This is a genomic window from Pseudomonas sp. NMI760_13, from assembly GCF_021283245.1.
Classification (GTDB): Bacteria; Pseudomonadota; Gammaproteobacteria; order Pseudomonadales; family Pseudomonadaceae; genus Aquipseudomonas; species Aquipseudomonas peradeniyensis.
Map to the genome: position 1 here is coordinate 232,273 of NZ_JAJSRC010000003.1, position 19,726 is coordinate 251,998.

Below are 19,726 nucleotides of genomic sequence, written 5' to 3' on the forward strand. Positions count from 1 at the left end.
CCATGAACGCCGTTACCCAAACCGAAGCCCGCGCCATCAACACCGCCGCCGCTATCCCGCTGGAAGCCGCTGATCCGACCAAGAACCTGATTCTGGTTCCGCTGTCGCGGCTGGTGTCGCGTCCCACTGGCCGCAACGTGCGCAAGACCCCGCGCATGTCCATTCCCGAACTCGCCGCCAGCATCCAGCGTGTCGGCCTGCTGCAAAACCTCATCGTGATTGCCGCCGCCGATGGCGAGCATTACGAGGTCGTGGCCGGTGACCGTCGCCTCGCAGCGTTGAAGCTGCTGGCGAAAAAGCACCGCATTAGCAAGGAATGGGAGGTGCCTTGCCTGCTGGTGGCCGATGGCACCGCCCGCACGGCCAGCCTCACCGAGAACGTGCAGCGCGAAGCCATGCACCCCGCCGACCAGTTCGAGGCGTTCGCCGCGCTCGTGGCCGAAGGCCGCAGCATCGAGGACATTGCAGCGGATTTCAGCGTCACGCCGCTGGTGGTGCAGCGCCGTCTGAAACTCGCCAACGTGTCGCCGCGCCTGCTGGCCGACTACCGGGCCGAGGCCGTGAGCCTTGACCAGTTGATGGCCCTCGCCATCACCGACGACCATGCTGCGCAGGAAGCCGCGTTCTACGATGCGCCCACATGGCAGCGCGGCCCGCACAACCTGCGCGACCGCCTGACCGAACGCGAAATCGACGCCTACCGGCATCCGCTGGTGCGCTTTGTCGGGCTGGACGGCTACGAGCAGGAAGGCGGTGGCATCCGCCGCGACCTGTTCGCGGAGGGCGACAAAGGCGTGTATCTGACCGATGCCGCACTGCTGGAACGGCTGGCGCAGGACAAGCTGGCAGGTATCGCCGCCAAGGTGCAGGCCGAGGGCTGGGCGTGGGTGGATGCCACGCCGGGCATGACCCATGCCGATCTGCAAGCCTTCCAGCGTGCGCCAAGGGAACGCCGCAGTCCGAACAAGCGCGACGCGCAGCGCATCGAGAAGCTGCAAACCAAGCTGCACGAACTGGCCGAGGCGGTGGATGCCGCGCTGGACGACGAGGACGAGGAAAAGGCCGATGCCTTGCAGGAAGAAGGCGAACGCCTGGGCGAGCAGTTGCAGGCGCTGGAAGATGGCTTGCTGGACTATGCGGCCAACGTGAAGGCCGCAGCCGGTGCCATTGTCACCATCGACCGCGACGGGCAGGCCGCGATTCATCGCGGGCTGCTGCGCGAAGCGGAGGCCAAGGCACTGCGCACGCTGGAGCGGCTGCGGCAGGGTTTCGGCAGCGAAGGCGAAGCCGCGAACGAGGACGCAGGCGAGGACGACGAGCAGCCCAAGACCGCCGCCATGTCTGACCGACTGGCGCAGCGGTTGAGCGCGCACCGTACCGCTGCGCTGCAAATCGAAGTTGCACGGCATCCGCAAGCAGCGCTGGCCGCCGTGGTGCATGGCATGGTGCAGACCGTCTTGCAGGAAAGGCACTACGGGCACGACCTGCCGCTGGGTGTGCGCCTCACGGTGCAAGACCGGCTGGAAGGCATGGCCCCGGACTGGCCGGAATCACCCGCCGCCGTGGCGCTGCGCGAACTGCAACAGGTGGCAGGCGAAACCTTGCCGGAGGACAGCGCCGAACTGTTCGCCGCGCTGCTGGCGAAATCACAGGATGAACTGGTGCGGCTGTTGGCCGTGTGCTTAGCTTCCACGGTGGACGTGGTGACGCCTCGCGCCACGCCGCACCAGCCCGGCGCGGAACTGGCGCAGGCCGTGGGGCTGGATATGGCCGCGTGGTGGCAGCCCACCAATGAGGGTTACTTCCGGCATGTGCCGAAGGCCGCGATTCTGGAAGCCGTTGGCGGGTTCGCGCCCTCGCACGTCACCCGACTGGCGAAGTTGAAGAAGGGCGACATTGCCAGCGAAGCCGAACGGCTGGCCGCTGGCACCGGCTGGATGCCCGCCATCTTCCGCTCCGAAGGCCCGCAGCAGACCGGGCAGGACGCGCCGGCGGATGGCGAAGCCGAAGCACAGGAAGAAGTGGCCGCCGTGGCGGATGACCAGCCGCAGGCCGAGGCTTTGGCCGCGTGACTTCGCACCGTAGATAGCGCCCCGGTTCCGGCCGGGGCGCTTCATGTTGAGGATGCCTGCCATGACCCACCAACCCGCAAACCGCCCCCGCATAGCTGCGACCTATGCCTCCGGCACGGTGCGCGCCCGCCGCTGGCACGGCGACGGCGACGTGCGCGGCTACCGTCCGCCGCGTGGCTGGACGGCCCGCGCCGACCTGACCGATCTGCATCCCCTCACGGGCCGCGCCTTGCCGCGCGCCGTGTGGTGGATCATCGAAACCAAGGAATAACGAGCCGCACCGGCCCCAAGCCGTGCCGCCTTGGGGCCGGTGGTCGAAAACTCCGGGCGCGGCGGTGGCCGCGCCCGGTTTCACTGCTCAAAGCCAAAACGCCCCATCGCCGCCTTCGGACAGGCGGCGATGGGGCCACGCACAAGGGCGCTCGTGCGCGAAATCCACGAAGCCAGCAAGTGTGGCGGCGCATCGCGCCGCCAACGATTCGACCGAGCCCCGCCGCAATGGGCGGGGCTGGTGTGGCTACGCCCCGGCTTGCTGCGGCAGGTTGCACGAAAGCGTGCCGTCCCCGACGCTGGCGGTTCGTTGTCTGTACGTCACGAAAGACGGTTCACCGACACGCCGCCCAGCCTCGCTTCTATGGAGCTTCCACACCACGCCTCAGTATGTGGCCGTGAGCTGCGGCAGGGGCGCTCTGGCCTTGTCGTCGGGGCATTGACCTGGCCCGCGTCAGGGCGCAAGCCGGTGCAGCCGTCACGCGGGGATGCCGAGTTGGCCACGTCTCCATTCGGGAGCGGGCGGCCTGTGCGTCCTTGTCTTGTTGTGAATCCTGGCGGTGGCGCGGCTGCGCCTTGTGCTTGATGGCCGCAACCTTGCAGCGAAAACAATTTCCCCTGCGCTGCGCGCATTCCTCGCGGGACAAATTCTTTTCGCTTCCAGGTTCTCCACGTTGTTGCGACCGCTGTGCGGTGCGACCAGCCCATCCCCCGCCGGCCGGATCACAACAAGGACGCACTGGCGCGACCTTGTTCAACCCGAAAGGAGAAACATCATGGCTAACATCGGCACCTTCACCGCAGAGAAAGACGGCTTCACCGGCACGCTTCGCACCCTGACGCTCAACGTCAAGGTCAAGCTGGTTCCCAACGACAAGGGCGACACCGAGAACGCCCCCGACTTCCACCTGCAAGCGGCTGGCCACGAAGTCGGCGCAGCGTGGAAGAAGACCAGCGAGGCCGGGCGGGAATACCTGTCCGTATCCATCGACGACCCTTCGTTCCCGGCGACGGTCTATGCCCGCCTGATCGAGAACGAGGACGGCACGCACGACCTGATCTGGTCGCGCAACAAGCCGAAGGCGGCCTGACAGCCGCTTACCGCGTCCCGCCCACTGCGGCGGGGCGCGATGCTGCTGATCGCAGCACCGCACGCGCAGGATTTCTGCTGCTGCCGCGTGCTGGATACGCCCGTCACGGCGGGCCTGCATGCGTGCCTTGTGGCTCGCAATCCGTGTCAACGAGCGGTGTGTGGCGTGTCGGCGCTGTAAGCGCCGCCGGGCTTTCGGGCTTCGCCCCGTGCCGGCAAGCCGTCACGGCCATCCGGCTTCAATCCCTCACGCCTTCGCGCCTGCGGCGCTGCGCGCTCCGCTTGCTGCAATTCAGTACCACACGCCAACGCGCTAAGGCGTGTCGGGCTCTTCCAATATCGCCCTGAGTTCCTGGCGCACCTGTGCCAGCAATTCATCAGCTTCGCGGGTGCTGTCACCGGCATAAGCCAATGTGAGCAGCGTGAGCGGATGCACTTCCATGACCTCGCACAGATCGGCCAGCTTCTGGATGGTTGGGCTTTTCAGGTCGCGCTCCAGCGTGCTCATGTAGGTGCGACTGGACACGTTGGAGAACGCTTCCTGGCTCAAACCACGCGCCTTCCTTACCGTCCGAATCGCCGCTGCCAATGAGTTCTTCGCTGCCACCTATGGTTTCCCCAAAAAACCAAGATGACAGCCCATTGCGCCCTATAGGACTACAATCTATAGTGTTCATTTGGTGGTGATGTTTTCCTTTTCCGTGCTTTTACGGAGATCCGCATCTGCGGATTTCCTCAGACCCAGGGAACCGCATCCGTGTCTTTCCTGACTTCCACCAATACGCCTTCGTGCCTCTCCGCTTTTGCGGCTTCGTGCGCTTGCGCATACGTGCATCCGTCCGCAGGCACAGATGCGCCTCGGCGATTGCGTGTGTTCGTGGAAGGGGCGCGGCCTTGACCACGCTTGTCACCGAGGAAGACCGGGTGCACCTACTGGCCCACGGCCTCACCCGCGCCGCAGGCCAGGAATGTGACCCGCTGCCCGTGGTGCGCCTGTTCACACCGGACGCACATGCGACCTGGCTATTGGCCGCGCTCGATCCGACCGATGGCGATACGGCCTACGGCCTGATCGACCTCGGGATCGGGATGCCTGCCCTGGCGACGGTGAAGCTGTCCGATCTGGCGTCCATCGTCGGGCCGCTCAAGCAGCCCGTGATACGAGATCGGTATTTCCAGCCGACGCGGCCGCTGTCGGAATACGTTCGACTGGCTCAGGAAAACGGTTCGATCACCGATTGACGCATTCCAGCGCGACCAGGCAAAAAGTATCGCATTGTGACTATTTCGGTCTTAGCCAAGACCTGGCAAGTCTTGATCCGCATGCTTGCACCAGGGTGGTGCGCTCCTGACCAAAACAGTCATGATGCCAGGCGCGAGATTCGGCACGGTGTTCAATGCTGCACCCCATTTCCGGGCGGTGCAGTCGTCGCATTTAGACGATTTCGGCAATGCACTGGAGCGAATCTGTCTTGACACCAGCAGTTAAAGCGTAACCCGAGTTTGATGACCACTTGATGGCGATTCGATAGCTCCCGCACAGCGGAATTGTGGCGACGTTCCCAGAAACAGGGAGGTTTCGCCATGACTGACCGCAGCAGCCAACACTGGTATCCCACGGCCGCGTATCTCTACACGCTGCACCTCGATGGCCCAGCGCTGGCTTGGGAGTATTTGCGCAGGAATGCAAGCTACCGGCGCGACTGGCTACGCCGGCGTCGCAAGCCAGATGCGGCGCAGGCCTGGGGCCTGCGCCTGCTGGAAGATCCCGGCCTGGATGCGCGCGATGCACATCCTGCTTGGTTCCCCGATCACGACGGCGTGGTGCAGCTATACCCCGACGCCGACCCACCACCCGATGCGCATACCTTCGAGTTCTGGCGCATTCCTGGGCGCAAGCAACTGACCCACGACGGCAAGCGCCTGGTGCTTGTATCGCATTGGCCAGGCTGCTGCGTTCGGCTCGCACTCGCACCCGACCTAGAAGATGGCTCGGCCTATCTCTACGCCACACGCGCCTGCGCCACGCCCTGTGCGCGCTACCGCACGCTCGCTGCGAAGCTGGATGCGCTATCTGCCGCAACCGTGGCCGCGCCTGTGGCAACAGCCCGCTCTCGCCCCACGCCCGCCGCGCTGCTGGAACTGCATACCTTGCAAGCGCTCGACGCGACCCTCGCGGGAGCCTCTTTGCGCGAAGTGGCCGAAGGTCTGTTCGGCGCGGATGCCGTCGCGGCCGACTGGCACAAAGACAGTGCATTGCGTGCCCGCGTGCGGCGGCTGGTACGCCGCGGCGATGAGCTGATGCACGGCGGCTACCGCCGACTAGCGCAGCTTCCAATGTTCCCGTCGCATTAGGGGGGACGTTTCTCGACCCGTGCGAATCGTCCCTTAGCAAGAAGCCTTGCTTTCTTGAGAGTGCCTCTATCCGGCCGCGTGGTGTGGCCGGGCTTGATGGAGGTACATCCCATGCGACCTGCTCCCTCGCGGCCTGCCGCCGCTGCCGTCACTGCGACCTCGCAGCCTCAACGCTACCTGACAAACGACGAAGCCGCCGACTACCTGCGGCTGTCGCCGCGCACGCTGGAGAAGCAGCGGGTGATCGGCGGCGGCCCCAAGTTCCGCAAGTTCGGCCGCCGCGTCATGTACGCGGTGTCCGACCTCGATGCCTGGGCCGACCAGCGCAGCTACGAGGCCACGTCCGATCCCGAATACGCCGAGCGCCACGCGGGCGACTACCGTGATGGCCGCTGATCGTCGGCGCGTGGGTGGCCTTCGCCATGTCCAGCCCGCCAGGGCAAGCCTTGCCGCAGCGCGAACAGCTCGATCTGTTCCGAGCGCTGCCGGGCGACATGGCGCCACGCGATTCCCAGGACTTGATGGCCTTTCCGTTCTTCTCGCTTGCCAAGTCGCGGCGCACGGCGCCGATCGACTTCCGCAGCGGGAACGTCACCATTCGCGTGGAAGGCACGCAGGAGCACGGCATCGCAACGATATGGGATGCCGACGTGCTGATATGGGCCGCCTCGCAGATCGTGGAGGCGCGCGACGCGGGCCTGCGCCCGTCGCGCTGGATACGCGCCACGCCTTACGAGATTTTGCGCTTCATCGGGCGCGGCACGTCCCTCAACGACTACCAGCGCCTGAAGGCCGCCCTCGACCGGCTGCAATCGACCACGGTGGCCACGTCCATCCGCGAAACCACGGGAAGGCGCTTGCATCGCTTCTCGTGGATCAACGAGTGGAAGGAACTCGCCGACGCCAGCGGCACCCCGCTGGGCATCGAGCTGATCTTGCCGGACTGGTTCTATGCCGGCGTGCTCGACGCCGCCCTGGTGCTGACCATCGACCCGGCCTATTTCCGCTTGAAAGGCGGTATCGAACGCTGGCTGTACCGCCTGGTGCGCAAGCATGGCGGGCGGCAGGAGCACGGCTGGCAATTCGACTTCCGACACCTGTACCGCAAATCCGGCAGCGCGGCCCGCTTCTCGGACTTCGCCTACGACGTGCGCGCCCTGGTGGCGCGGCAGTCGTTGCCCGGCTACGTCCTCGGCATCGAGCGGATGCCGGACGACAACACCGAGCTGCTGACCTTCCGGCCCGTGCCGCACGCGGCACGGGGATAACTGCGGGAGAACCTGTGGACGGCCTCGTGCTATCAGGAGTACCGGGTATCGTGCTATCAGGAGTACGACCCTCGTGCTATCAGGAGTACGAAAACGCCGGAAAGCCAACAACGGCGCGGGTTTGCGTTCCCTCTAACTTACCTAACAAGAAATACATAACTTTTAGTAGAAGCGCGCCGTTTCGGTGGACAACCACGAAATGGCACGCCCAGGCCGGCTTTCCAGCTCGGAGGGCCGCGCCATGATCTTCGCGTTTCTCAACCAGAAAGGCGGCGTCGGCAAGACCACGCTCGCCACGCACATCGCCGGCGAACTGGCGATGCGCGGCCTGCATGTCATCCTGCTGGATGCCGACCCGCAGGGGTCATCGCTCGACTGGACGCAGCGGCGTAGCCAGCAGGGCCTGCCCCGTCTGTTCAGCGCCGTGGGCCTTGCCCGCGAAACGCTGCATCAGGAAGCGCCAGAACTCGCCAGGCGGGCCGATCACATCATCATCGACGGCCCGCCGCGCATCGCCGCCCTCGCGCGCTCCGCGCTGCTGGCGGCCGAGCGCGTGCTGATCCCCGTGCAGCCCAGCCCCTACGACGTATGGGCTTCTGCCGAGATGGTCGCACTGATCCGCGAAGCACAGGTGTTCCGGCCAGCGCTACGCGCGGCCTTCGTCATCAACCGGCGCGTCAGCACCACCATCATCGGCAGGGAGGCACGGCAATCGCTGGCCGAACAGCCGCTGCCCGCGCTGCGCTCGGAGATCCACCAGCGCATCGTCTTTGCCGACAGCGTAGCCGCTGGCCGGCTCGCCCGCGAAACCGCGCCCGACAGCGCCGCTGCCCGCGAGATCGCCGCGCTCACCGACGAACTGCTGCGGTGGCCGACATGACTGGAAAGCCATCACCACGCAGCAAGCGCGTCGGCATCGGTGTACGTCCCCCAGCGAATCCGCACGCCGAAGCGTGGATTCGCCAGGGCGACGCAGATGCCTTGCAGAAAGGCGACCTCTACACCGCTCGACTGACGCTTGACATCACGCCCGCCATGCGGGCGCGCATCAAGGTGTCGGCCTTCACGCGAGGCGTGACCGTAGCCGAACTGCTGCGCAGCCTGCTGGAGCGGGAGTTTCCCCCGGAGGGCACGCCGTGAACGCATCCGCTTCGACCGCCCACACCCCCAAAGCAAGTGCGCCCACGGCTGCACCGCCGCCGGCGCCTTCGACACTCGCCGGCCAGGCCGGCAACGTGCCGCTGACGCGCGTGGCGCTGACCTACATCGAACCCCGCTTCAAGCTCTACCTGCGCTTCGGCGAACCGGCGCGCACGCTCCAGCTCGACCGCTGGCGGCGCTGCGCCGTGTTCCTGCCGAACGCGGTTCTGTGCCGCATCCGTTGGCAGGCCAACGACTACGGCACGATCCGCTGGCAGCTCATGGTGATGCAGACCGCCACGCCGCTGGACGCCGTGCAACGCATCCCCGGCGTGCAGCCGGGCGCGCGTCTGCTGTTGCACGCCGAAGGCGATGCCAACGTTCGCGCCGTGCTGGAACGCATCGACGACATCGAGGCGCTGGGCATCGCAGCCGCAGACACATCGCCCGCGTACTGGCGCACGCTCGCGAACCGGCTCGCAGCGCGCTCGGCGTTACCCACATACACCACAGAACGGCACGCCGCCTGGCTGGCAGGGAGGGCATTGCCATGACCACGATTTCCACGACCGGCCCCGTGCCGCATCCTCGCTCGCGCCTGCGCACTCGCCTCGTGCTGGCAGGCTTCGCCACCGTCGGCCTCGCTGCGCTGGCCTGGGCTGCGTTCGTGCAGCCCCTGCCGCGAATGGCCTACAACCCGTCCGACAGCGTGGCGGTCGGTTGGTATCGCATCGAACCGTTCGACCCGCGCACCGCCTCGCGGCCACGTCCGCTGTCCGTGGACAGCATCGTGCTGGTGCCGCTGCCCGACAGGGCCGCCATGCTGGCTGCGCAGCGCAGTTACCTACCGACCCGCGTTCCGCTGCTCAAACGTGTGGGCGCAGTCGCGCCACAACACGTCTGCATCGTCGCCGGCCAGGTTCGCATCGACGGCGTGCCGGTGGCCGCCGCCCTGCCTGCCGACCGGCAGGGCCGACCGCTGCCATCCTTGCAGCTTTGCCGCCGTCTCGAACCGGGCGAACTGTTCCTCTTGAGCGTGACCAACCCAGCGTCGTTCGACAGCCGCTATTTCGGGCCGGTCAGTGCATCCACCGCGATCGGCGTTGCGCATCCGATCTGGCTGGAGACACGTCCATGATGGCCGCCGATTCGCTGCACTTTGCCGCGCCTCTCATCGTGCCATCGGGCATGTCGTTCTACTGTTCGTCGCCTTGTCATCGCACGTGCAGTGCGGGTGCATTCGCACCGCACTTCGCGCTGCCTTCGGCGCAGCCGTCCAACGTGCAGGCGTCTTGCCTCGAACGCGCCTGGCCTGCGGCCATTGGCGTGTTCGCCGGCGGGCTGGCTGCTGGTGCAGCAGCGCCGCCGGGCCGCCGATGCCCGGAGCGGGAGCGAGGGGCAAAGGCGGAAGGCAAGACAAAAGGACGCGGCACCGGGCCGCGTCGAAGGCCTGTCTGCACATGGGGGTGGCGCGGCACGGAGCGGCTTTGCCGCCGTGCCGCGTGGGGCGCGAGGCCCGCGCCAATGCAGGCATGTCCGCGTGCTTCGCACGCCCGGAGACGCCGGAGCTTGCCAGGGGCGCTGCCATGACCGACCGCCGCGACGACGATTTCCGGGTGCGCCCTGGCGCGCCGAAGAACCGAGGCAAAGGCCAGGGCCAGAGCTTCGTTTCCAAGGTGCTCAAGCGGGCTGGCAAAGCCAGCGGCGGCAAGTCGGCGGTGCGCCGTCCTGTCGCTGGCGGGAGCGGCCAGCACGCGGGCCAGCGGCCCGGCTCACGGCTTGGGCGCGGCCATACGGCAGCGCGCTTCGCAGGTGCAAAGCTGACACCCATGTCACGGCGCGTGACCGTCAAGACGCTGCTGGTCAACCAGCGCAACGCCAGCCCGCAGTCGCTCGCCAAGCACCTGCGCTACATCGAGCGCGACGGTGCCGGCCGGGACGGCGAGCCGGGCCGTGCCTACGGGCCGCAGACCGACCATGCCGACCTCGATGCCTTCAAGGAACGCTGCCAGGACGACCGACACCATTTCCGTTTCATTGTTTCCCCGGAAGACGGAGCCGAGCTGGACGACCTGCGCACCTACACCCGGCACCTGATGAACCGCATGGAGGCCGACCTGGGGACGCGGCTGGATTGGGTGGCGGTCGATCACTGGAACACCGACAACCCGCACACGCACCTGATCGTGCGCGGACGCGACGATACCGGCAAAGACCTCATCATCGCGGGCGACTACATCGCCCACGGCTTCCGCCATCGCGCCGCCGAGCTGGCGACGGAATGGCTGGGGCCGCGCACCGAACTGGAGATCCAGCAGACCTTGCAGCGCGAGGTGGAGCAAGAGCGGTGGACGAGCCTCGACCGCACGTTGCAGCGCGAGGCCGGCGAGGATGGCCGGGTGCAGATCGAACGCTTCAACGAACCCCGGCTGCAACGCCAGCGCCTGCTGCTGATCGGCCGCCTGCAACACTTGCAGCGCCTGGGCCTGGCCGACGAGGTGCAGCCCGGCACCTGGGCCGTCCATGCGGACGCGGAGAAGACCTTGCGTGCCCTGGGCGAGCGTGGCGACATCATCCGAACGATGCAGCGGGCCATGAGCGGCAAGCCTCGCGAGCTGGCGGTGTTCGAGCCGGGCGACGACGGCCGCACTATCGTCGGTCGCGTGGCTGCTAAGGGTCTGGCCGACGAGCTGCACGACCGCGGCTATCTGGTCATCGACGGGTTGGACGGCAAAGCCCACTACGTCGCGTTGGACGCCCGCGACGAGCTGGCGAACTATCCCATCGGCGCGGTGGTGGAGGTACGCGGTTCCGCCGAGGTGCGGGCGGCCGACAAGAACATCGCCACGCTGGCGAGCAATGGCCTGTACCGCACCGATCACCACCTGGCGATCGAGCAAGGCCGAGCCAAGCCCGGCCGCGACCCGCAAGAGGCTGTGGCGGCCCATATCCGCCGGCTGGAAGCCCTACGGCGGGCCGGCATCGTGGAGCGCGTGGCCGAGGGGTTATGGAAGGTGCCGGACGACTTGGCCGAGCGTGGCCGCCAGTACGACGCGCAGCGGCTGGGCGGCGTGGCGGTCGAACTGAAATCGCATCTGCCGATTGAACGGCAGGCCCGCGTCATCGGCGCGACCTGGCTGGATCAGCAGTTGATCGGCGGCGGCAAGGGACTGGGCGACCTGGGCTTTGGCGGCGATGCTAGGCAAGCCTTGCAGCAGCGCGCCGACTTCCTCGAAGAACAGGGGCTGGCCCAGCGGCGCGGGCAGCGGCTGATTCTCTCCCGGAATCTGCTGGAAACGCTGCGCAATCGGGAGCTGGCGCAGGCCGCCCAGCACATTGCCGCCGATAGCGGATTGGAGCATCGGCACGTCACAGACGGGCAGCGCGTAGCCGGCATCTACCGGCGCTCGGTCATGCTCGCCAGCGGTCGCTATGCGCTGCTCGATGACGGCATGGGATTCAGTCTGGTGCCTTGGCGGCCGATAATCGAGCCACGACTGGGGCAGCAGATCGCCGCGACTGTACGCGGCGGCGGTGTGTCATGGGAGGTTGGACGGCAAAGAGGTCCTGGGATTGGATCGGGGCCGTAGGCTGTCGTACCGAGTTAAGGTGTCGAGCAGCGTTTTGGCCCTAGCTTCTGTGCTCCGTTAAGACGACTAGTCTGTGCTTATCGACGACGCTGTGGGTGCATGGTTGCTTGCCAATTCCGGTGCAACTCGCAAACGCGCTGCCCCGACCTGAACTGCCCATTCAACGATCTGCCCGGCCAATATATCCGTGGCGACACCGAACGCGCTCACCACATCGGCCTCTCGCTTGCTGCCTGTGGCTTGGATTGCTTCGAAGCGTCTACTGGCAATAGCAGTCCGTTTGGCCGGATCGACCAGTTGCACATCGAGCCGAACCGCGGCGATCGCTTCAGTGCCGCGGTATTCGAGCTGGAACGCCCGCAGCGTACTGCGCAACTCCATATCGGCGCTCATTGGGGTGCTATCGGTAATCACGGAAGTCGACCGCCCATCGCGCATGAAGGCTTCGACGATTCGGTCACGCAGCAGCACCGGTGCGGGGTCGGCCCAACGCACTCCTTGCCAAGCCGACAAGCGACCATCGGGCTGCGCAATGAACAGCCGCTCCGAATCCAGGACGCGACTACTCTCAGGGGCGTAGACGCGCAGCGCCCCGGGTCCCGGAACGGCGCGCGGCGTACTCTCCGCCTGGGCGATGTGATAGTCGGGCAATTTGTAGGTGACCATTGGAGCTGCTTTGGGAAGCACACTGCACGCGGACAAGCCGAGTACTAGCGTCATAGTCACGGCAGCGACGGGAATCATCCTGGCGGAAGTGTTCACGGCTTGGTTTCCTCAATGTTCTCTCCACCGAGCAGGTATTGCGCCGGATTGCGATCCAGTCGGCGCAGCACGGTGTTTAGATTGGCCAGCGCCTGCTGGAGTTCGTGCATGGCAGGACCTGTGGCGGCCAAGCCCTGGTTCAGCGATTCCTGATTGTTTTGCAGTAGCGTCTCAACCCTGAAAGCGGCGCGTTCGAGGGATGCCGTTGCATCACGCGTGTTCACCATGATTTGCTTACCATCGTTATTTAGTAGCAGGTTGGCATCGCGAAGAGTGCTATTTGCTTGGCGCACGGCAGCTGTCGATTCTCTGCTTGCTTCGGTCAGATTGCTGATTAACGTCGCGATCTCGGCCCTCTGGTCAGCGACCGCGCCCGTGGTCTGTTCAAGATTCACCAGACTGCGGTGCACAAGAGCCAAATTCTCCTTCGACAGTAACTCCTGCGTGCGCAGCAAGATGCCGTTGAGTGTCGTCATGCTGTTCCCCTCACCGGAGACCAGGGATGCCATCGCCGAACGTGGTGCGAGGATCAACGGTTCCTCGTCCTCTCTCCGATCCAGCAATGGCACGTTTGGCCCACCGTCGCTCAACTCGATCACCGCGTTGCCGGTAATTCCCGTGATGACCAATTCAGCGCGGGTATCCTGCCGGACCGGGATGGTGGCATTGATGCGTACGCGCGCTATCGCCCGCCTTGGGTCTCGCGGTGAAAGAGAAAGTGCAACGACTTCGCCAATCGTGATTCCGCTGTACTGAACCTGGCTGCCGGGCGTAAGCCCGGTCACTGGCTCATCGAACATAATCCGGTAATACTGGTAATCGTGGTCGGAACGTGTGTCGCTGAGCCAAAGCGCGAAGCCAATACCAATCGCACCGAGCAGCACGACGAACAGACCAATGAATACATGATGGGCACGTGGTTCCATGATCAGACCACCTCGTTCTCAGAGTTTAAATATTGCGTGCGCCCAGCCCAATGCGTGCGCGACGGAAGAATGATGCAGATGCGGAGGGGTTTCATGGCTGCGTCTCTTGGCTGGAAGCACCAGTGGCCTGTGCGGCCGCACGGCCACGGGGGCCGTGAAAGTATTCCTGTATCCACGGGTGCTTGAAGCGCTCGACTGCCTCGATGCCGTCGTTGATGAGTACCTTCTGGTTCGCCAGGACCGCGACACGGTCGCATATGGTGTACAGCGTATCGAGGTCGTGGGTTACCAGAAACACCGTGAGGCCCAGTGCATTGCGCAGGGTCAGAATCAATTGGTCGAAAGATGCAGCCCCGATTGGATCCAGTCCTGCGGTGGGTTCGTCAAGAAACAGGATGTTCGCATCAAGCGCCAAGGCTCTCGCCAGTGCTGCTCGTTTCACCATGCCTCCGGACAACGAGGCCGGATACTTGTCTCCCGCTCCGGCAGGCAACCCCACCAAGCCCAGCTTGCTTCTTGCCAAACGCTCGGCAAGAGGCCGCGCCAGACCGACATGCTCGATCAAAGGAAGAGCGACGTTCTCCAAGACGGTCAGCGATGAATACAACGCGCCCTTCTGGAACAGAATGCCGAACCTTCGCTCCATACGCGCGCGCGCAAGCCATTGGGCTCGCAGTAGGTCGCGCCCCCCGATACGGACCACGCCCGAATGCGGCTTCTGCAGCCCGACGACGCTACGCAAGAGCACGGATTTCCCGGTGCCTGACCCTCCCACCACGCCAAGGATTTCCCCGCGCCGCACGTCCAGGTCTAGGTCCTGATGGACCTGCTGGGTTCCAAACCTGTTGTCCAGGCCGCGCACTTCAATAGCGTGTCGCACACCGTTGTCGGTGTCTTGCTTCACCGCGCTCACCAGCCCATCTCCATGAAGAACAGTGCAGCGATGGCGTCTATCAGGATCACCATGAAGATTGATTGCACGACACTAGACGTCGTGTGGTCGCCTACCGACTCAGCGCTACCGGCGACCTTGAACCCTTCATGGCAGCCGATAGCGGCGATCATCACCGCGAAGAGCGGGGACTTGCTCATTCCGACAAGAAAATGGCGCACCTCGATTTTTTCCTGCACGATGGCAAGGAACTGTGCGGGAGGAATTTCCAAGCTCAGTGCGCATACGGTGGCGCCGCCCGCAATGCCAGCCAAGATGCCTACTAAGGTGAGCAGTGGCAAGGACACAAGAAGCGCCAGCACGCGTGGCAGCACCAGTAACTCGATGGGGTCGAGCGCGTTGGAGCGAAGCGCATCGATCTCTTCATTTGCCTTCATCGAACCGATTTGGGCGGTGTACGCGCTTGCGGTACGGCCTGCAATCAATATGGCCGGGAGCAGCACTCCGAACTCGCGCATGAACGAGAAGGCGACCAGATGCACCGAGAAGATGCTCGCACCGAAGTTGGCCAGCACCGTTGCTCCCAGGAACGCCACCACCATTCCTACCATGAAGCTCAGTAGCGCCACGATGGGAATGGCGTCCACCGCTGATCGCTGGATTTGAGCGATCACCGAGGTCGCGCGCCAGCGACGCGGGTGACGAACGGTACGGCTCCATGTTTCGATGATCTGGCCCACGAACCCGGCCAGACCAAGACACGCACGACAGCCCTGTTCCAAGGTCAGGCCTATGCGTCCCAGACCGCGGAGCAGAGGATTCCCGCTCACCGCTGCTTTCTCCGTCTTCTGCTGATCGGTAGCAGCGGCGGCCAGCGCTCTCATTAGGGCGAGGCGATCCGAGGACAGATTTGGAGCTGCCTCCGGCCGGTCGAGTATCGAGTCTGGCCCGAGAATTTCCACCAGCAGAGCCGCGCCGGCGGTGTCCAGTCTCTGGACTTGCGTCCAGTCGAGTAAGGGAGTGGCGTACCCCTCGGCATGACTGATGCGGGCGGCGGACACGGATTTTGCCAGACTGGCGTAGTGCTCTATCGTCCAGTCGCCACCCGCCAGCCATTTGTGATCACCGCCGACCATGGCATCCTGCCGGAGCCAAGCCTGTGAAGCGTTGCTCATGGCTGCGTGTCCCGCCAAGCGCTGTCGATGCGCTCGATGCAGTTCGTGATCGCCGCTTTGGCATGACCCAGCAATGTGTACGAACCGGCGAACTCTTTAATGACGTTGCCGCGCTCGAAGCAACTGGCGGCAGCAACCCGGCGTCCCGTCCTTAAATCGACTGCTTCGAACTCTAGGCTGGCACCACCCGTCGTCACGGGTCCAACCAGCAGGGTCGTCATTGCATTGACTGCCCGATTCGGTGTCTGCAGTTCGGTGACCGCTACACGCACCCGAACCTGTCCCGCGCCACCTGGGGGGGCGGGACTTTTGCCTTCCTGGCGTTTCAGTTCGCTCGTCACATGGTCTAGCACTTCGCGCTGCTGCGCGTCATCGAGCCCATCGATGCGACCCGAGGCGGTCTTGATCTGCGCTTCTTCCACCACGACAGCGGCATAACGCTTGGGCTCGAATCCCGCTGCGCGGTACATCAGTACGTTCTCGTATCGTGTCGGCGATAACTTCTCGTAGTCGCCGAGAAATCCGGAGCGCGTCATGCTGTTGGTCGCGCATCCAGAGAGCGCGCCTGCTACGCAAAAAAAGATGCCGCCGCGGATCAATGCAGTTTTGCTCTTCATAATGGGTCTCCTTGATCAAACGAAACTAAGACAGGCAATGCCTGCTGCGATGAGGGCGGTGCCAGACCAGCGCGTTACCGATGCGACATCGCCTAGTAGGAGGGCGCCGACGCCCAAGTTTCCAAGTAGCCCGATTCCTGCCCAGGCTGCAGAGGCCGCGCTGATCGGAATCCGCTTGAGCGCGAACCACAAAAGTGCGCCGCTGGCCGCCATGCACGTCACTGCCACACAGAGGCCGACCCAGCGCATCGGACCGCCCGCCGTGATGGCCCGCAGGCCCAGTGGATAGCCCGCTCCTAGAACCCCTGCGGCAATGACAATCGACCAGGATTTCCAGATCAGCGGATGGGTGCTGAATCGCATAAGCCTAGCGAGACATACGCATGAAGCGTGGGTGCATACGAATTCTGAGAATGCGCAGCACGCGGCGGCTCGCAAGAGACTCATGAGCGATCTCCATGCGCGGTGGCGACACTCAGGTTCCACGGCCCAATTCGCTTGATTCCAAACAGGACTTCGTAAAGCAGCGGAATCAAGCCCAACGTCACCAGCGTTCCGAGTGCCAGCCCACCGATCATCGCGATCGCCATCCCTTTCCATAATGGTCCGGAGAAGAGCATGAGTGGCACCAGTCCCGAAATGCAGGTGACCTTGGTCATCACGATTGGACGAAGCCGTTGTATCGCGGCCCCAACCAAGGCTTCATGGCGTGGCAGGCCTTCCGCTAGCCCCTGGTCGATGCGTTCCAGCAAGAGCACGGCGTTGTTGACAATGATCCCGAACAGGGCCAGTACGCCGAAGGTCGCCATGAAGCTGAAAGGTGTGCCGGTCAGCTTCAGAGCCAATACCACGCCGATAAGCGTGAAAGGGATCGTCGCGAGGATCACACCGAGCTTGCGGAAAGAATTGAACTGCCATACGAACAGCATCAGCATCGCCAGAAATGCGAGGGGCATGTAGGTCGACAGCGCGGCGTTCGATTCGGCGGCTTCCTCGATCTCGCCGCCAAGTTCAACCGAGTAGCCCGCGGGCAGGTCCAGGGCAGCGACGCTAGGCGCCAGGCGGTTGATGATCTCCTGGGCGGTGTAAGAGGTGTTCTGTCCTTGCACGGTGATCGTGCGGATGAGATTGCGCCGTTGGATGACCGAGGGCTCGCTCGCGAGCGATACGTCTGCGACCTGAGCCAGCGTCACCGCTGGACCGCCGTTGGTGGGATAGATGAGCGTCGCGCCTACGTCTGCCGTGCTGCGACGCTCGCTTACGATACTGCGCAGGACGATCGGGACGGAGGTGTCACCGTCGCGAATAACCGAGATCGATCTGCCGCTGTAGCGGACATCCAGCCCGCCAGCGATGTCTTCAGTCGTCACGCCCGCCCGACGCGCGCGGTCCTGGTCGACCCGTACGTCGATGCGGCCAACGCGCGTATCCCAATCGTTCTTGACGTTGATGGTGCCGGGCAGCTTGCGCAGCGCTGCTTCGATTTTGGACGCGGCCCCCAACAATACCTCCTCATCCGGACCGCTGACGCGATAAATGGCAGTCCCTGACTCGGTCGCACCGAGCGAGAAACGCTTGGGCTCGGCGCGCACGTCGCCATGTGCTTGCGCAAAGTAGCTGCGGGTGCGGGCGAGGACGGCGTCGATGTCGCTCTTCGGCTTCAATGTGACAACGAAGTACGCGATGTTCGATGCCGGCAGTGGTGGATTCAGGCTAAGGATGAAGCGCGGGCCACCATCGGCGACGTAGCCGATGTGATCGGAGACTTCTGGATTGATGTTCGTGTCGCCCAGCCAACCACTGATCTGCTTCACGCGGGCGAGCGTTTCGCGCGAGTCGGTACCGGGGGCGAGCTGCACCGGAATCTGGAACTGAAGCCGGTCGGACTTGGGCATGAAATCGTACGGCAGGGTGGTGAAGCCATACAGCGCAATGGCAAGCGCCGCGATCATCGACGCTACATAGACCGCCTTATGGTGGAGCACCCACTCCAGTACGCGCCGGTAGCCACGGTAGAAGCGGGTGTCATAGGCGTCGCCCTGCTCCTGCTTGTGATGGGGTTTGGCGAAGTGGTAGCACAATAGGGGCGTGACAGTCAGGCACAGCAGCCACGAAGCGAACAACGTCAGTGCCAGCACGACCACGAGATTGTGCAGATACTCGCTCGTGGCGTTCTGGCCAAAAAAGAACGGCGAGAACACGATCACGATCACGAGCGAGGACGTGAGCAGCGGAATGGCGAGCGTGCGGCCCGCCTCGAGGCAGGCATGCTTACGATCTTCGCCACCGGCCAGGCGGCGTTCGATGTCTTCGGCAATCACAATGCCGTTGTCCACCAACAAGCCGAGCGCAATGATGATGGCGCCCATCGAGACGTTCTGAAGCTCGATGTTCATCGCGCGCATGACGATGAGTGCACTGAGGATCGTCAACGGCACGATCATGCCCACGATGATCCCGGTGCGCCAACCGAGAAATAGCACGACGACACCGAGGACGACGATGATCGTCTCCATCATGACGTGGTTCATTTTGCCCATCTCGTGCTTGACGACATCGGCCTGGAAAGTGACGTATGACAGATCGAAACCCGCCGGCAGCAGCTTCTCCTGGTCTGCAACCCGTGCTTTGAGCGCTTTTCCGAACTGCTCCACGTTCTGACCGGAGGCCATCGAAACCGCCATGACGACAGCGGGCTGGCCTTTGTAGATGGCAGCAGATTCCGGCGGATCGGCTGGCCGCACACTCACCTGCGCCAGTTCACCCAATGCGATCGTCGGCACGGGCGCCGTACTACTTTGCGGTCGTGGCAGCGCGATCGGCATTGCTCGCAGGGAGGGAGCGTCACGCACTTCGCCACTGACCGCCAAGGTTGCATTGATGCCGCCGACAACAATTTGTCCACCCGAAGCGACGACGTTCTGTTTGACGAGTTGGTCGATCACCCCCTGTGGTGTCAGCTCCAATCGCGCGAGCCTAGGCCGATCGAATTCGAGATAGACGCGCTCTTCCTGCAGGCCGTAGAAAGTGATGCGCTCAATACCAGGCACGGTGTACAGGCGGTCGCGCATCTGCTTGAGCGCGACGCGCATCTCGCTCATGGAGTAACCTGGTGCAGTGACCGCAATCGAGGCAACCGCGACGCGGCCGAAGTCTTCGTCGACGAAAGGCCCCATCGTGCTCTGTGGTAAGGCATCCTTCGAATCGGCGACCTTGGCCCGGACGCGCTGCCAGATCGGTGCCAAGTCGGTGTAGCGGTCCCAGATCGTGACCTGGATCATGGCGCTGCCTGCGCGCACGGTGCTCGTCACGCGCTTGACCTCTGCCAGTTCGCGCAAGCGCTCCTCGATCGGCCGGGCAATGAGTTGCTCAACGCGTTCGGCGGGCAGCCCCGGGTTCAACGCCGTGACCATCGCATCGCGGACCGTGACAGTCGGCTCCTCCTGAGAAGGAAAATTCAGGAAGGTCGCGATGCCGGCGACGAAAATGATGAGCGCTACAAAGTAGGTAAGTCGACTGGCGCGCAGCGCCATCTCGGTGATCTTCATGATGAAGTAACCTGGTGGATC

The 19,726-nt window shown here is 64.2% G+C and carries 20 protein-coding genes; 12 read left to right on the forward strand and 8 right to left on the reverse strand.

The window, feature by feature from the left end:
- Positions 1-2 precede the first annotated feature (2 nt).
- The 3 genes from LU671_RS04910 (at position 3) to LU671_RS04920 (ending at position 3,433) form a co-directional block, all read left to right on the forward strand.
- Positions 3-2,072, forward strand: a complete 2,070-nt coding sequence (locus LU671_RS04910) for a ParB/RepB/Spo0J family partition protein (protein WP_000994919.1) — start codon at positions 3-5, stop codon at positions 2,070-2,072.
- A 61-nt stretch (positions 2,073-2,133) separates the two neighbouring features.
- Complete coding sequence (locus LU671_RS04915; protein WP_022580212.1) at positions 2,134-2,343, forward strand: hypothetical protein; 210 nt, start codon at positions 2,134-2,136, stop codon at positions 2,341-2,343.
- A gap of 775 nt (positions 2,344-3,118) precedes the next feature.
- Positions 3,119-3,433, forward strand: a complete 315-nt coding sequence (locus LU671_RS04920; protein WP_001273857.1) for a DUF736 domain-containing protein — start codon at positions 3,119-3,121, stop codon at positions 3,431-3,433.
- A gap of 312 nt (positions 3,434-3,745) precedes the next feature.
- Here the strand turns inward: LU671_RS04920 and LU671_RS04925 are convergent, their stop codons facing one another.
- Positions 3,746-4,039, reverse strand: a complete 294-nt coding sequence (locus tag LU671_RS04925) for a helix-turn-helix domain-containing protein (protein WP_006379425.1) — start codon at positions 4,037-4,039, stop codon at positions 3,746-3,748.
- Between the two features lie 287 nt (positions 4,040-4,326).
- Here LU671_RS04925 and LU671_RS04930 point away from each other — a divergent pair, with 287 nt between their 5' ends.
- The 9 genes from LU671_RS04930 (at position 4,327) to LU671_RS04970 (ending at position 11,785) form a co-directional block, all read left to right on the forward strand.
- Positions 4,327-4,674 (forward strand): DUF2958 domain-containing protein, encoded by a 348-nt coding sequence (locus LU671_RS04930; protein ID WP_016487838.1) that lies wholly within the window; start codon positions 4,327-4,329, stop codon positions 4,672-4,674.
- A gap of 342 nt (positions 4,675-5,016) precedes the next feature.
- On the forward strand, positions 5,017-5,787 hold the full coding sequence (locus LU671_RS04935; RefSeq protein ID WP_006379424.1) for a DUF2285 domain-containing protein: 771 nt from the start codon (positions 5,017-5,019) through the stop codon (positions 5,785-5,787).
- Positions 5,788-5,898: 111 nt separating this feature from the next.
- Positions 5,899-6,183 carry a helix-turn-helix transcriptional regulator gene (locus LU671_RS04940; protein ID WP_001247107.1) on the forward strand — a complete coding sequence of 95 codons (285 nt, stop codon included), beginning with the start codon at positions 5,899-5,901 and terminating at the stop codon, positions 6,181-6,183.
- Between the two features lie 26 nt (positions 6,184-6,209).
- Complete coding sequence (locus tag LU671_RS04945; protein WP_022652188.1) at positions 6,210-7,055, forward strand: replication initiator protein A; 846 nt, start codon at positions 6,210-6,212, stop codon at positions 7,053-7,055.
- Positions 7,056-7,296: 241 nt separating this feature from the next.
- Positions 7,297-7,935: a ParA family partition ATPase gene (parA, locus tag LU671_RS04950; RefSeq protein ID WP_003092312.1), complete on the forward strand. Its 639-nt coding sequence runs from the start codon at positions 7,297-7,299 to the stop codon at positions 7,933-7,935.
- Positions 7,932-8,195, forward strand: coding sequence for a hypothetical protein (locus LU671_RS04955; RefSeq protein ID WP_022652187.1), 264 nt, complete (start codon positions 7,932-7,934; stop codon positions 8,193-8,195). Before parA ends, LU671_RS04955 begins: the two co-directional genes overlap by 4 nt.
- Positions 8,192-8,749 carry a DUF2840 domain-containing protein gene (locus LU671_RS04960; protein ID WP_006379346.1) on the forward strand — a complete coding sequence of 186 codons (558 nt, stop codon included), beginning with the start codon at positions 8,192-8,194 and terminating at the stop codon, positions 8,747-8,749. Before LU671_RS04955 ends, LU671_RS04960 begins: the two co-directional genes overlap by 4 nt.
- A complete protein-coding gene (locus LU671_RS04965; protein ID WP_006379345.1) occupies positions 8,746-9,333 on the forward strand; it encodes a S26 family signal peptidase in 588 nt (195 codons plus the stop codon). The genes LU671_RS04960 and LU671_RS04965 overlap by 4 nt, the downstream gene beginning before the upstream one ends.
- A 448-nt stretch (positions 9,334-9,781) precedes the next feature.
- Positions 9,782-11,785, forward strand: coding sequence for a relaxase/mobilization nuclease domain-containing protein (locus LU671_RS04970; RefSeq protein ID WP_180215256.1), 2,004 nt, complete (start codon positions 9,782-9,784; stop codon positions 11,783-11,785).
- A gap of 66 nt (positions 11,786-11,851) precedes the next feature.
- Here the strand turns inward: LU671_RS04970 and LU671_RS04975 are convergent, their stop codons facing one another.
- The 7 genes from LU671_RS04975 to LU671_RS05005 all read right to left on the reverse strand — a co-directional run bounded on the left by LU671_RS04975 (position 11,852) and on the right by LU671_RS05005 (position 19,705).
- Positions 11,852-12,451, reverse strand: a complete 600-nt coding sequence (locus LU671_RS04975; protein ID WP_003124411.1) for an ABC-type transport auxiliary lipoprotein family protein — start codon at positions 12,449-12,451, stop codon at positions 11,852-11,854.
- A gap of 92 nt (positions 12,452-12,543) precedes the next feature.
- The gene (locus LU671_RS04980; RefSeq protein ID WP_000433686.1) at positions 12,544-13,473 is read right to left on the reverse strand and encodes an MlaD family protein; all 930 of its coding nucleotides are present in this window, start codon (positions 13,471-13,473) and stop codon (positions 12,544-12,546) included.
- Positions 13,474-13,564: 91 nt separating this feature from the next.
- Positions 13,565-14,377 (reverse strand): ABC transporter ATP-binding protein, encoded by an 813-nt coding sequence (locus tag LU671_RS04985; protein WP_024944155.1) that lies wholly within the window; start codon positions 14,375-14,377, stop codon positions 13,565-13,567.
- Between the two features lie 5 nt (positions 14,378-14,382).
- The gene (locus LU671_RS04990) at positions 14,383-15,540 is read right to left on the reverse strand and encodes an MlaE family ABC transporter permease (RefSeq protein ID WP_000063629.1); all 1,158 of its coding nucleotides are present in this window, start codon (positions 15,538-15,540) and stop codon (positions 14,383-14,385) included.
- On the reverse strand, positions 15,537-16,157 hold the full coding sequence (locus tag LU671_RS04995; RefSeq protein WP_000837791.1) for a DUF3313 family protein: 621 nt from the start codon (positions 16,155-16,157) through the stop codon (positions 15,537-15,539). The genes LU671_RS04990 and LU671_RS04995 overlap by 4 nt, the downstream gene beginning before the upstream one ends.
- A 15-nt stretch (positions 16,158-16,172) precedes the next feature.
- Positions 16,173-16,604, reverse strand: coding sequence for a DMT family transporter (locus LU671_RS05000; RefSeq protein WP_000055206.1), 432 nt, complete (start codon positions 16,602-16,604; stop codon positions 16,173-16,175).
- Positions 16,601-19,705: an efflux RND transporter permease subunit gene (locus LU671_RS05005; protein ID WP_003092293.1), complete on the reverse strand. Its 3,105-nt coding sequence runs from the start codon at positions 19,703-19,705 to the stop codon at positions 16,601-16,603. Before LU671_RS05005 ends, LU671_RS05000 begins: the two co-directional genes overlap by 4 nt.
- Between the last annotated feature and the right edge of the window lie 21 nt (positions 19,706-19,726).